The following is a 13,829-nucleotide window of genomic DNA, read 5'->3' as shown; positions in this document are numbered from 1 at the left end:
AAATAACCAAATTATACACGCAAATTATAATATTCCCAAGACAATCAGCTTAATGTGAAACCAATATAATAATACATAATGCACACACTAACCCCATCATTTTATATAGATTCCGTTCACGCTTTTTACTAAGCTGTAATTCTTGAGTAATTTGTGTTAGTTGGGCACTCATTTGTTTACTGATTCGTTCATAGTTATTTAATTTTTCGGGTAACTTTGGCAACATAGTTTGCCACGCGGGTAATGATTGCCAAGTTTGTTGTAGTATTTTTTTTGCGCTATATTTATCTTGATACCATTTTTCTAAAAATGGTTTTGCTGTTTTCCATAAATCTAGTTCAGGATAAAGCTGGCGACCTAGCCCTTCAATATAAAATAACGTTTTTTCAAGCAGAGTTAATTGGGGTTGAATATCCATTTCAAATTGGCGAGCAACTTGAAATAATTGTAACAAAATTTGTGAAAATGAAATTTGGGCAAGAGGTTTTGCAAATGCAGGTTCACAGACGTTACGCATTGCCATTTCAAGTGCTACAACATCAGTTGTTTCTGGCACCCAGCCTGATGTGATATAGATTTGGGCTATTTTGCGATAATCTCGATTAAAAAAGGCTAAAAAGTTTTCAGCAAGATAACGTTGATCATCCTCAGTCAATATACCAATAATGGCACAATCAATGCCAATATAACGAGGGTTTTGTGGTTCGGTAATATCGACAAAAATATTACCGGGATGCATATCTGCATGGAAAAAGTTATCACGAAATAATTGGGTAAAAAATGCCTGAACACCTCGTTCTGCTAGTAATTTCATATTGACGTTATTTTGCTTAAGCTGCTCAATATTTGAGATAGGTATACCTTTAATTCGTTCTTCAACTAACACATTTTTTCGACAAAGGTCATGATATACATAAGGAATATATAAGATATCACTATTAATAAAATTATCGCGCAATCTAATCGTGTTGTAAGCTTCTTTTTGTAAATCTAACTCTTTTAATAGCGTGATTTCATAATCACGCACTATTTCAACAGCTCGCAATTTTTCGCCTGATTTTATGCGCTTGGTAAATTGTTTAGCTACCCAATACATTAAACGTATATCAGCTTCAATAATAGGTAAAATATTAGGGCGTAATACTTTAATAATAACTTCAGCTTGGCTACGCTTTAATATTGCTGTATGGACTTGGGCAATCGATGCTGATGCTAATGGTTTTTCATCAAAATGGGAAAAATAATAATCTATTGTTTGACCTAATGCCGATTCAATAAGCTGTTTAGCAATTTGTCCATCAAAAGGAGCAACGTGATCTTGCAATTTGGTCAGCGAATCTGCAATGTGTTTAGGTAAAATATCGCGTCGAGTTGAAACCATCTGCCCAAACTTTACCCATACGGGGCCGAGCTCCTGTAGCGCTTGACGTAATCGCTCACCAATTTCTTGATGTTTAGCTTTGGGTCTAATCCAAAATAAACACTTTAAAACCAACCGTGGCCACCTTACTAAATGGTGTTTTGGTAACAATTCATCTAATCGATAAGCACGAAATATCGCAAGTATTTTATAAAGTCGAAAAAAGGTCATTATTTTTTATCGCATCAAAATTTAAAGCCAATATGTAAAGCTACAATGCCACCTGTCATGTTGTGGTATTTCACATCAACAAATCCTGCATCTTCCATCATTCTTTTCAGTGTATTTTGATCAGGATGCATTCGAATTGATTCGGCTAAATAGCGATAACTTTCAGAATCATTTGCCACAATTTTGCCCATTAACGGTAACATAGTAAATGAATATAAGTCGTAAGCTTTATTTAGGATCTGATATTGCGGTTTAGAAAACTCAAGGATTAATAAGCGCCCACCGGGTTTTAATACTCGCCATATAGAGCGTAAAGCCTTTTCTTTATCAGTGACATTGCGCAAGCCAAATGAGATGGTTATACAATCAAAATAGTTATCCGCAAAGGGTAACTCCTCGGCATTAGCTTGTACATATTCGATATTTTTAAATAAGCCTTTGTCTCGTAGTTTATCTCGCCCAACTTTTAACATTGATTCGTTTATATCAGCTAAGACAACTAATCCGCTATCACCAACAAGTTGCGAGAATTTTGCCGTTAAATCACCTGTGCCACCTGCTAGATCTAAAACTTTTTGACCTTTACGCACACTGCTATACTCAATGGTGATTTTTTTCCAAATTCGGTGAATGCCAAATGACATAAGATCATTCATAACATCATATTTATCGGCAACAGAGTGAAATACTTCAGCAACACGTTTTACTTTTTCTTGTTTTGGAACTTGAGTGTAACCAAAATCAATTTTTTCTTGATTTGTATTGTCTTGTTTGTCAGAAGATTGAGACATAAAATTTACCTATCACAAATAATTGGCTTATTTTAGCATAAGCCATAATAAATGTGATGAACTAAATCAATAATGCTTCAATCTTCTTTGAAACAGTTTCAAAATATTCAAGTTGCGAGGATTGAGGATTTAAATCTTTTTCATGAATGACTAAATCAAAATGACAACTTTCTTTTAAGGCTCTTAAAACATCATTATTTTTTTTAAAAATTTGACTGTAATATTGTGCAAGTGTTTCAAAATCGATTGAAGTAAAAACAAGTTTATTTGATGTTTCAACGGCTTTTGCAATTCGTTCAACGTGTAACATTGCAATTTTCATATAATCGGATTCGCTCAAATAACGTTTATTATGTTGGATTGAAATTTCTCGTTCAATATAATTAATATAGCCATTGGGCACGTATTGAGTATTATAAATATTAGCAAATTGGAGTGGTAAGTCACAAAAACGACCTTGGCCAATAATAGCCACTTTTTTTACAAAAAAAGGTTTTGCTGCTTGTGCAATAAAATTCCAGTTTTTATATGGATTTTGGCGGATTTGTGTTGCACTAATGTTAATAAATTCTCGATTAGCATCAACAATAACGGCTGGGCAATCAAAATAGAACTTATGGTTATTAACATCTTGTGGCTCGCTAGTAAATACCACATTGGGCTTAATTTTATGCTCAGCAAGAATTTGTTTTACCCGATCGCTCCAATCTTGCCAACCATTTGGGTAAAACTCGATGCCAGCCTCATCAAGTACATGGATATGAATATTATGGCGATCTTTAAATGTTTCTTTTAACCATGAAAAGCGGTCACTTATTTGTGGTTGTTTTGGTAAACGGCTTTGATTAAATAGTTGCTTATCACGCGATGCTTCACATCCCAAAAAGATATGTAATACATCAACTTGGTTCATCGCTTTTTCAATTAGATAAATATGACCACAATGTAAAGGATAAAACTTCCCAAAAATTAAACCAACTTTATGCTTAAAAGTCATGACGCATACCAAAATATATAAAAACTAGTACAATTTACAGAAAAAAAAAGCAATTTCTAACCAAATGATGCTATTTGATATATTTTATCAATGAGTAAAATAGTTTTTTATCAATAACTCATTGATAGTAAAAATATTAATTTACTTATGTAAGTTCGATAATAAAACACCCGTTGCAACCGAAATATTTAATGCGGACATGTTATCATTGCCTTTTAGATGTACAACAATATTAGCGCTGTTAATTAGTTTCATATTAATTTGTTGAAATATGACTACCGCAACTTTTTTATTAAAATGGATTTGGTGCAATTCGCTGGATGTAATTGACTTTACTTGACAAGGTAATAGGGCAATAACTTGATAGCCATGTTGCTTAAGCATATCTATTGAGGCCACAAAATCATCACTTTTAATTGACTCAACAGCTTCAACGCCACCTTCAGCCACACGCATAGCAGCACCGCTATCAAGTAAATTTGTTTGGCGTAACATGACACCATTAACGCCATAAAAAGCGGCACTACGAATTAACCCACCAAGATTATGGGGATTATTGACATCATCAATCGCTAAAACACAATCATGATCTTTATCGCTATTGTTTTCTAGATAATCCAATAACGTAAGTGGTATACGTTTTTTAACAATTAAACATACGCCACCATGATGTTGCGTTTGGGTTATTTTACCAATCTGTTCGCTAGAGACTACATCATAACCTAAGCGTTGTTTAACGAGCCACTCAATTAACTCTTTAAATTGATAAGTCATCTCTTGAGTAATAAATAATTTAACAATTGCTGTGCGACGATGTTTGAATACTGCCTTACAACTATTTTCGCTATAAACTAACGTTTCTTCTTTACGTTGGCGATATCCATCATAACCAAAAGTTGGAGTTTGTTCATTTGTACGAAGCTTTTTTTGCCATGGTGATTCATTCTCAATAGGCAATTTAGATTGATTAAGATCAACAATAAAACTCTTTTTTGCAAATGCAGATTTATCATTTCTAGGTTTGAATGTTTCAATACGATCATGACGATCGCGTTTAGGTTTTACTTGAAATGAGTCATCTTTACTTTTCCAGCCAGTCGTTTTTTTAGTCGCTGAACGAAAAGGCTTTTTAGATTCGCTATTTTTGGCATAAAAAATAGTAGGTTTGCTTTTTTCGGTATTATTGTTCATATCAATCTCATAATTAATTGGTTATCGAGTACGAATGGTTGGGGCTATTTTATCTAATACACCATTAACAAATTTATGGCTATCTGCAGCACCAAATGTTTTAGTTAAATCGATAGCTTCATTAATCACAACTTTATAAGGTACATCTTGACGTTTTATTAATTCATACAGTGCGATTCTAAGTATGGCTAATTCTACTTGGCCTAACTCATTAATCGAACGTTCAGTGAGATAAGGCGTCATTTTGTCATCTAATTCGCTGGTATTTTTGGCTACACCATTTAATAGCTCACGAAAATACTTAGCATCAACGCCTTTCATATCTTGTTCCGCAATAAAACTTGTCTCAACATCAGCAAGATCGTTTCTAGAAACTTGCCAAGAGTAAATGGCTTGCACTGCGCATTCTCTTGCTCGACGACGAGGATTAACTAATGCCACTAAATTACTCCTTAATTGCTTTAATAATATTTAGCATTTCCAGTGCAGTTAATGCCGCTTCAGCACCTTTGTTGCCAGCTTTTGTGCCTGCACGTTCAATAGCTTGTTCTATACTTTCGGTAGTTAAAATACCGAATCCAACTGGAATAGTGTTATCTAAACTTGCACTTAATAATCCTGAACTTGATTCACCAGCAACAAAATCAAAATGTGCCGTACTGCCACGAATAACCGTACCTAGCGCTACAATTGCATCATATTTCTTTGACTGTGCAGCAACTTTAGTAGCCAGTGGAATTTCATAAGCACCTGGAACCCAAATAACAGTAATATTTTTATCATCAACTTGTCCAATGCGTGTTAACGCATCAATTGCACCATTGACAAGGCTATCATTAATAAAATGATTAAATCGTGCTACTACAATTGCAACCGTAGCTTTTGGTGCAGCAACTTTACCTTCAATTGTTTGCATATTCATTCCTTATTGATTCTATTTTAAATGCCTTTTCACTCTTTTCTTAAGCGAAAAAATAATTGTTAAATTGTATCACGAATTAAAGACTTATCCTATTGGCAAATAGCGTTACGACTGAGTTTTATCCAAGATATTATTTAAAATAAATGAAAAAATTTAGCTATTGTAAATGTATTATTTATTAATTTTAAAATTAATCTAAATTTTGTTGTTATTTCACTCTTTAACTGTTAGTCATTATTTTAACTTATTTGGGCTTTAACATTTATATTTAAACATATGTACTTAATGTATATATCTACCTGAAAGTTTTTGCCAAGAAAAGTAATTTTATTTTTATCGCTTGCAAGCTATTTTGAAAAAATTACAATAGTACAATAAATTTATTTAATGATGGGGAAGTATTAGTGTACATTGACAATATTCGTAATGAGTTAAACCAAGCCATTGAGGTCTTAACTAGTTTCGTTTCCGATGATAAAAATCTTGAGCAGATTCAAAAAGCGGCTATCTTAATTGCCGATTCCTTTAAACAAGGCGGTAAAGTTTTATCATGTGGTAATGGCGGTTCTCATTGTGATGCGATGCATTTTGCTGAAGAGTTAACAGGCCGCTTTCGCGATAATCGCCCTGCTTACCCTGCAATTGCTATATCTGATGTAAGTCACATTTCCTGTGTGGGTAATGATTTTGGGTTTGATTTTATTTTTTCGCGTTATATTGAAGGTGTAGGTCAAAAAGGTGATGTACTTTTAGGTATTTCAACCTCTGGGAACTCAACCAATGTGCTTAAAGCCATTGAGGCAGCAAAACAAAAAGGGATGAAAATCATTACATTAACCGGTAAAGATGGTGGGAAGATGAATGGGCTTGCCGATGTTGATATTCGTGTTCCGCATTTTGGCTATGCCGATCGTGTACAAGAAATCCACATTAAAGTAATTCATATTCTTATTCTTCTTATTGAAAAGGAAATGTCAAAATAATATGTGTGAATTATTGGGTATGAGCGCTAATGTGCCAACCGATATTTGTTTTAGTTTTAGTAGCCTAATTAAACGAGGTGGGGACACAGGTCCTCACAAAGATGGTTGGGGAATTACCTTTTATGAAGGAAAAGGTTGCCGAACATTTAAAGATCCTGAGCCTTGTAGCTATTCACCTATTGCTAAAATGGTAAAAGAATATCCCATTAAATCTAAAGCCGTGATTGCCCATATTCGACAAGCTAATCGCGGTGGTGTCGCACTGGAAAATACCCATCCGTTTACTCGTGAGCTTTGGGGTAAGAACTGGACTTTTGCCCATAATGGGCAATTAACTGATTACCAAAATTTAGATACAGGACTATTTCAACCTGTCGGCGAAACTGATAGTGAATATGCTTTTTGCTACTTAATAAATCAATTACACCAAAAATATTCGCAACAACCGACCGATGATCTTGAACTGTTTAAATATATTAAACAATGTGCCAATCAGTTAAGTCAACTTGGTATATTTAATATGTTGCTTTCTGATGGGCAATATGTATTTGCTTATTGTGCAACTAATTTACATTGGATAACCCGTAAAGCGCCATTTGGTAAAGCAAAATTAATTGATGAAGATGTTGAAATTGACTTTCAAAAACATACCACATCTAATGATGTAGTAACTATTATTTCAACAATGCCTTTAACTTCAAACGAAGTCTGGGCTAAATTAGATGTTAATGAAGCTATTTTATTTAGAAATGGAAAAATCAGCCAATCTTTCTTATCTTAATCACGGGGGGCATTTTTATAATTATCCTGACGTCAAAAAATCTACTAGCGTTAAGGCAATCCAAAGGGGGTTATGGTAAGTCGATTTGAAATAGCTATGCCATCAGATCGTAAAAGTATACTAGTTATTATTATTGTTTTTGCGTCAAAATATTTAGCAATTGCACCACAAGCTATGCTAAAACTTTACAGAAGAAATTAGCATCTACCTTACTCGTTCTTTCAAATAACTTTGGTAATCAGGAATTTCAATATCCACTTCTTGTGTAAATATTGGCGATTGTATTAATGCGTTAGCGGTAGCTTGATTTGTAGCAACCGGAATATTCCAAACTGTTGATAAACGTAAAAGCGCTTTAACATCGGGATCATGCGGTACAGCATTAAGTGGATCCCAAAAGAATACGAGAATATCGATTTTACCTTCTGCAATTAACGCCCCAATTTGCTGATCGCCCCCCATTGGTCCGCTAAGCATTGGCGTAATATTTAATCCTGTTTCTTTCTTGATTAATGTGCCTGTCGTACCTGTTCCACATAAATTATGATGAGAAAGCTCTTCACGATTTTTTTTACACCAAGCTAATAAAGACTCTTTCAAATGATCGTGGGCAACTAAAGCAATGTTTTTTTTAGTTAGTAATTTGCGCGTGGTATTTAGCATCATTAACATCCTAATTTATTATTATCTTTGTTTGTTTTTAACAGAGTCTTAATTAAAGTGCAACAGATATTTAATCGGTAAAAAATAATAAAAAAGGCACCAAAGTGCCTTTTTTATATTAAGAGACAATCAATTAGAATTGGTAAATTAAACCAAGAGCTACGGTGTCTTTTGTTGTGCCATTGATTTGCGATTTAGTAAATGCGCCATCTTCATATAAAGCACGACGTGCGCCAATATCATCTTTATCTAATAAATTGATCTTATAATCGATAATAGCTTGTAAGTTTTTGTTAAAATCATAAGTTAACCCAACATCAACATACTTCGCTAAATCATTACCTTTAAGTCCTGCATCACTTGAATAACTAGATGCACCTTTAACTTTATGTTGAATATATGCAACAGATGGTGTTAAACGACCCACTTCAAAGTCAATACCATATTGCGCAACAAATTCATAACCTTTGGTTTTTAAGTCATTCGCACTGTGTGTCGTTAATGCATTATCCCAACCATATTTTTGTTTACCTTGAATATATAATGCGGCTAAATAAAGGTTGTTATTATCATATTTAACACCTGTTGACCATGCTTTAGCATCCTTATGTCCACCAGTTTGAGCATAACCTGCGCCAACAGATAAACCTGTATCGAGCACATTCCAATCAACTACTGAACCCCAAGCTTCAGCGCTATCGCGTTTTTCACCATTACGATCATGTTTGGTGAAATGACGAGTAGAGCTATTATCACCATTATCCGCATATTGAACAGCAAAATTCAGACCGTTTACTAAGCCAAAAAAGTCTGAGTTACGATAAGTCGCAACAGCTTTGGTGCGCGCTGTTAATGCATAAAGATCATTATCCGAAGCATCACCACCAAATTCCGGTAAAACATCCGTATAAGACGTTAATGTTTTTAGCACACCATCATTACGACCGTAATCGAATGACCCAAAATCACCAAAGTTTAAACCAGCAAAAGCATAGCGAGTTTCGTTATCGGCATCTTCGCCAGTTTTAGCTTCATATTCCCAACGACCATACCCAGTTACACTGTCAGTCACTTGAGTTTGACCAGACATACCTAAACGAGCTGTGGTTTTGTCACCTTCGCCCGTTTGGTTATTACGATCAGTAATATAGTTTAAAGCATAAACTCGACCATAAAAGTCAACTTTATTACTGTCTTTATTCCACACTTCAATAGAAGCGTTAGCTGTGCCTGCAATTAAGAGCGCAGGAATAGCGATTGCCAATAGATTACGTTTCATTTTTACCCTCTTAGGTATTTTATATTATTAAAGATGCAAATTACTTTGCTTTGGTTTAACAAATAACTGCTAATAATTAGCAATTATATTATTATTGTGATATCGATTTTCTTGTGACAGAACAGATTTTATTACCTATTTAACACTGGAAGTTAGATTAATTCTGCGAATTTTCGAATATTTTAATGTTTGTTATTATTTTTTTTAAACATAAAATGTTTTTTTAACTAGAAAGGTATTTATAAGGCGAAAAAAAAGGCACAATAAGTGCCTTTTTATAAGATATCAAGAAGCAATTAGAATTGGTAAATTAAACCAACACCTAACACGTCTTTAGTACCTGGTTTGTTTGTGTGACGATCACGTTGGTGTTCTGTATTATGTCCTGCACCGATGTCTTTACGATCAAGAAGATTGAACTTATATTCAACAATCGCGCTAAAGTTTTTGTTTAAATCATAAGTTGCACCTAGAGATACATATTTAACTTCTGGTGAATTAAAGCCACGATACTTCCAAAGGTAACCATATTTAGGGAAATTGTCATAATCAGAAGATTTAATTTTGTGTTGAACATAAGCTAGAGAAGGAGTTAAACGACCAACCTCAAGATCAATGCCATATTGAGCAACTAATTCAAATCCTCTAACTTTTAGATCAGTATTTCTCAAGTAAAGATCTTGGTAATAAGTAGCAAGACTATTCTTCAGTTTACTTTGGAAATAGTTAGCGCCTAAATATAAATTATAGTTGTCATATTTAAGACCACCAGCCCAAGTGCTTTGACGATTATCACTATTTGAAGTTTGAGCATAACCCGCACCAGCAGTTAAACCTGAGTCAAAAATATTCCATTGAATATTTGCACCATAAGCTTCACGAGATTCTCCTCTGATTGCATCTTCTTTATAACCATTTGAGTTATCTCCGTTATCAGCATATTGTAATGCAAAGCTGATATCATCAGTTAAACCAAAGAAGTTATTGTTACGGTAAGTTGCAACAGCTTTAGTACGCGCTGAAAGTACATGCCAATCGTTGTTTGCTGCATCACCGCCAAATTGTGGTAATACGTCAGTGTAAGCTGTGATTGCTTTTAATACACCATCGTTACGACCGTAGTCAAATGAACCTGCATCACCAAAGTTTAAACCAGCGAATGCGTAACGTACTTCGTTATCAGAATTCTTACCAGCTTTAGCTTCATATTCCCAACGACCGTAGCCAGTTACGCTATCAGTGATTTGAGTTTGACCTGACATGCCTAAACGAGCTGAAGTATCATCACCTTCACCTTTTTGTCCACGATCAGTAATATTGTTAGCTGCTTTTACTCGACCATAAAAGTCAACTTTATTACCATCTTTGTTCCATACTTCAATAGATGCATTTGCGCTAGCTGCTACTAAAAGCGCAGGGATAGCGATTGCTAATAGATTACGTTTCATTTTTTACCCTCATGGTTATTTTCTTAAAAAGACACTGTCCATAAGTTTAGTGTCAATTTTGTACAAATAATTATTCATCCAAAAAATAATATTTTTATCTATTATTTTTATCTACTTTTTACAGTAGTGTAAATTATGTATAAATTTTTTTTAAAATCAAGCGAACTTTTCATAAAAGGTGATGTCTAAGCACAAAATTAAGCCTGTTTGTTTGTTTTTTGAGCGCATTAAAGCTAAAATTAGTTAATCTTTAGCTCTAATGAATTGGTTATAACTCAACTAGTTTAAAAATTTGCATTACGTGGTGTTCTTGGAAATGGGATCACATCACGCACATTTTGCACACCTGTTACATAAGCAATTAATCGTTCGAAACCAAGTCCAAAGCCAGAATGTGGTACGGTACCATAACGGCGCAAATCACGATACCACCAATAATCTTCTTTCTTAAGTCCCAATTCTTCCATACGTTTATCTAACATATCTAAACGCTCTTCACGCTGTGAACCTCCGATAATTTCACCAATACCAGGCGCTAATACATCCATGGCCGCAACGGTTTTACCATCATCGTTCATGCGCATATAGAATGCTTTAATATCTTTCGGATAGTTTTTTACAACTACTGGTGCTTTAAAATGTTGTTCGGCTAAATAACGCTCATGTTCTGAGGCTAAGTCGATTCCCCAACTGACTGGATTTTCAAACTTAGCATCGCAATTTTGCAAAATGGTTATAGCATCAGTATAGTCAACTTGGGCAAAATCAGTGTTAATAAAGTTTTCAAGGCGTGTTATTGCTTCTTTATCTACGTGCTGAGCGAAAAATTGCATGTCGTCAGCACGTTTTTCTAATACTGATTTAAACACATATTTCAGCATGTCTTCGGCAAGCTTAGCATTGTCATTTAGATCGGCGAATGCCACTTCGGGTTCCATCATCCAAAACTCAGCTAAATGACGAGTTGTGTTTGAGTTTTCAGCTCGAAATGTTGGGCCAAATGTGTAAACTTTAGAAAGCGCACAAGCATAAGTTTCAGCATTTAACTGTCCAGAAACAGTTAAAAAAGCTTCTTTGCCAAAAAAGTCTTTATCAAAATCAATGTTACCATTATCTGATTTAGGCAGATTTAACATATCGAGTGTTGAAACTCGGAACATTTCGCCAGCCCCTTCAGTATCCGACGCGGTAATAATTGGGGTTGATAACCAATAAAAGCCACGCTCATCAAAAAATTGATGAATTGCTTGTGCAAGTGTATGGCGTACACGTGTTATCGCACCAACAATATTCGTTCTTGCTCGTAAGTGTGCGACTTCACGAAGATACTCAATTGAATGACGTTTAGCTGCCATTGGGTAAGTTTCAGGATCATCAACAAAGCCGTAAACTTCAACTTGTATGGCTTGTAATTCATATTTTTGACCTTGGCCTGGTGATTCCACGACTTTACCCGTCACCTTAACTGAACATCCGGCAGTTAAGCGTAAGATATCTTGTTCATAATTAGGTAAATTATTTTCAATAACAGCTTGAATAGGATCAAAGCAAGAACCATCATAAACAGCTAAAAATGAAATACCGGCTTTAGAATCACGCCGAGTTCTTACCCAGCCTTGAACAGAAATAGTGCTACCAACAGCAATTCTGCCTTGTAACACATCAACAATAGGTGAAACTGAATTCATTTTAATTTTCCATCTCTACATTATTTAATGTTATATCTAAACTAATACTGGCATTTCCAGCCTTTTTAATGCCACTTACTACACACAAAATATCAAAAGTTTTGGTTAGGACGTGCTTTTATAAATTATTTCTAGTTGTTTATTTTTATGTTAAGTGAGATTATTGATTAATACTTAACACTGAACGTCCGTTTTAATTCATTAACGAAAGCTAAATCTTGAGAGATAGTCTTTCCAGGGCTATCGGATAATTTAGCGACTGACTGATTATTACATTCTGTCAATTTAATTACAATATTCAAAGCGTTAGTATTAAAATCTGGCGATGGAATATCGCAAGCTAAAAAACCACCTATACCAAAAGATAATTTTACACGATGATTAAAGTGTTGATAAATGCTAATCGCTTTATCAAAATTTAAGCTGTCTGAAAATACTAGCAATTTTGTTTTAGGATCAATGCCTAATTGTTGGTAATGCGCAATCGCTTTTTCACCCCATTTTATTGGATCACCTGAGTCATGCCGTAATCCTTGATAACAAGAGGCAAAATGGGAATCGAAGTCCTGTAAAAACGCATCCATAGTAATACAATCAGTTAAAGCAACACCTAAATCCTTGGTATACTCGTCTAGCCAAACTTGCAGTGCATTTTTTTGGCAATCTTCCAGATATGAGCTTAGGCGCTGATGAGCTTGAAACCACTCGTGTGCTTGCGTTCCAACAGGAGTAAGCCCTAAACGATAAGCAAGTAAATAATTGCTAGTACTATGAAAATTATTAAAATTATTTTTTAAATAACTAACAACCGCCTCTTGCACTGCAAACGAATAACGCCTACGTGTGCCAAAATCCATTAAGTTAAAGCCTGACATATCTATATTAGCTGTTTTTTTATCAAACAACGCCAATTTATCTTTTAGCCTTACTAAGGCTTCAGGAACACCAATATTGGGCGAACGATCTTTGTGAACTATTTCACTAATGATCGCAAGTAATGGCACTTCCCATAAAATAACATCTAACCATTTACCTTCGATTCGAATAACCAGCAACCCATTGTCATTTTTAATTGTTAGTAATTCACTGTTAAAACGCCAGTTTTTTAACCAATTTAAGTAGTCCGATTTAAAAAACGAAATGCGAGATAAATAATCAAACTCGTTATCATTTAGTGATAATGATTCCATCAATTTGACTTGATGCTTTATCTCATTAACATATTGTCCTAATAAATCATCGCTACGGCAGCGAAACTCGGCAACAACTGTTGCATTTGGGTAGTGATGAAAGACAGCTTGTTGCATATGCAACTTATAAGCATCAGTATCTAGTATTGATGTAATTATCGCTGGTAACATGTAAATTGACTGCTATTACTTTAAAGAAAATTCTTAAGATTATAGCAGAATAATAATGAAGATATAGATTAATTATGTAATAAGATTGTTTTTAATCCGCTATAATGCTAATTAGCACAGCATATAATTTGAGT

General features: G+C 34.5%; 13 protein-coding genes. 2 read left to right on the top strand and 11 right to left on the bottom strand.

Annotated elements, in window-relative coordinates; translation table 11 throughout:
* Window positions 1-49: 49 nt before the first annotated feature.
* The 6 genes from ubiB to ribH form a co-directional block, all read right to left on the bottom strand.
* Window positions 50-1,591: a ubiquinone biosynthesis regulatory protein kinase UbiB gene (gene ubiB / locus A9G45_RS07370; RefSeq protein ID WP_065567678.1), complete on the bottom strand. Its 1,542-nt coding sequence runs from the start codon at window positions 1,589-1,591 to the stop codon at window positions 50-52.
* A 14-nt stretch (window positions 1,592-1,605) separates the two neighbouring features.
* Window positions 1,606-2,382, bottom strand: coding sequence for a bifunctional demethylmenaquinone methyltransferase/2-methoxy-6-polyprenyl-1,4-benzoquinol methylase UbiE (gene ubiE, locus A9G45_RS07365; protein ID WP_065567677.1), 777 nt, complete (start codon window positions 2,380-2,382; stop codon window positions 1,606-1,608).
* A gap of 61 nt (window positions 2,383-2,443) precedes the next feature.
* On the bottom strand, window positions 2,444-3,379 hold the full coding sequence (gene nadR / locus A9G45_RS07360) for a multifunctional transcriptional regulator/nicotinamide-nucleotide adenylyltransferase/ribosylnicotinamide kinase NadR (RefSeq protein WP_065567676.1): 936 nt from the start codon (window positions 3,377-3,379) through the stop codon (window positions 2,444-2,446).
* 141 nt (window positions 3,380-3,520) lie between these two features.
* Complete coding sequence (locus A9G45_RS07355) at window positions 3,521-4,570, bottom strand: TrmH family RNA methyltransferase (protein WP_065567675.1); 1,050 nt, start codon at window positions 4,568-4,570, stop codon at window positions 3,521-3,523.
* Window positions 4,571-4,591: 21 nt separating this feature from the next.
* The gene (gene nusB, locus A9G45_RS07350; RefSeq protein ID WP_065567674.1) at window positions 4,592-5,011 is read right to left on the bottom strand and encodes a transcription antitermination factor NusB; all 420 of its coding nucleotides are present in this window, start codon (window positions 5,009-5,011) and stop codon (window positions 4,592-4,594) included.
* Window positions 5,012-5,015: 4 nt separating this feature from the next.
* A complete protein-coding gene (gene ribH / locus A9G45_RS07345) occupies window positions 5,016-5,486 on the bottom strand; it encodes a 6,7-dimethyl-8-ribityllumazine synthase (protein ID WP_065567673.1) in 471 nt (156 codons plus the stop codon).
* 410 nt (window positions 5,487-5,896) lie between these two features.
* Between ribH and lpcA the strand changes: the two genes are divergently transcribed.
* On the top strand, window positions 5,897-6,475 hold the full coding sequence (gene lpcA / locus A9G45_RS07340; RefSeq protein WP_065567672.1) for a D-sedoheptulose 7-phosphate isomerase: 579 nt from the start codon (window positions 5,897-5,899) through the stop codon (window positions 6,473-6,475).
* A gap of 1 nt (window position 6,476) precedes the next feature.
* Window positions 6,477-7,256, top strand: a complete 780-nt coding sequence (locus tag A9G45_RS07335; protein ID WP_065567671.1) for a class II glutamine amidotransferase — start codon at window positions 6,477-6,479, stop codon at window positions 7,254-7,256.
* Window positions 7,257-7,460: 204 nt separating this feature from the next.
* On the opposite strand, the gene A9G45_RS07330 is transcribed toward A9G45_RS07335, so the two are convergent.
* From A9G45_RS07330 to pncB, 5 genes are all read right to left on the bottom strand, one after another.
* Window positions 7,461-7,919 carry a methylglyoxal synthase gene (locus A9G45_RS07330; protein WP_065567670.1) on the bottom strand — a complete coding sequence of 153 codons (459 nt, stop codon included), beginning with the start codon at window positions 7,917-7,919 and terminating at the stop codon, window positions 7,461-7,463.
* A 133-nt stretch (window positions 7,920-8,052) separates the two neighbouring features.
* Window positions 8,053-9,198, bottom strand: coding sequence for a porin (locus tag A9G45_RS07325; protein WP_065567669.1), 1,146 nt, complete (start codon window positions 9,196-9,198; stop codon window positions 8,053-8,055).
* Between the two features lie 296 nt (window positions 9,199-9,494).
* Window positions 9,495-10,646, bottom strand: a complete 1,152-nt coding sequence (locus A9G45_RS07320) for a porin (protein WP_065567668.1) — start codon at window positions 10,644-10,646, stop codon at window positions 9,495-9,497.
* Between the two features lie 284 nt (window positions 10,647-10,930).
* Entirely contained in the window at window positions 10,931-12,334 is a 1,404-nt protein-coding gene (asnS, locus tag A9G45_RS07315) for an asparagine--tRNA ligase (protein WP_065567667.1), read from the bottom strand.
* A gap of 167 nt (window positions 12,335-12,501) precedes the next feature.
* A complete protein-coding gene (gene pncB / locus A9G45_RS07310) occupies window positions 12,502-13,695 on the bottom strand; it encodes a nicotinate phosphoribosyltransferase (protein ID WP_065567666.1) in 1,194 nt (397 codons plus the stop codon).
* Between the last annotated feature and the right edge of the window lie 134 nt (window positions 13,696-13,829).

Origin of the sequence: Gilliamella sp. HK2, assembly GCF_001690265.1 — a bacterium.
GTDB lineage: Bacteria > Pseudomonadota > Gammaproteobacteria > Enterobacterales > Orbaceae > Gilliamella > Gilliamella apicola_C.
The sequence above is the reverse complement of the archived record's forward strand: the minus strand, read 5'-3'. Positions and strand labels throughout refer to the sequence as shown.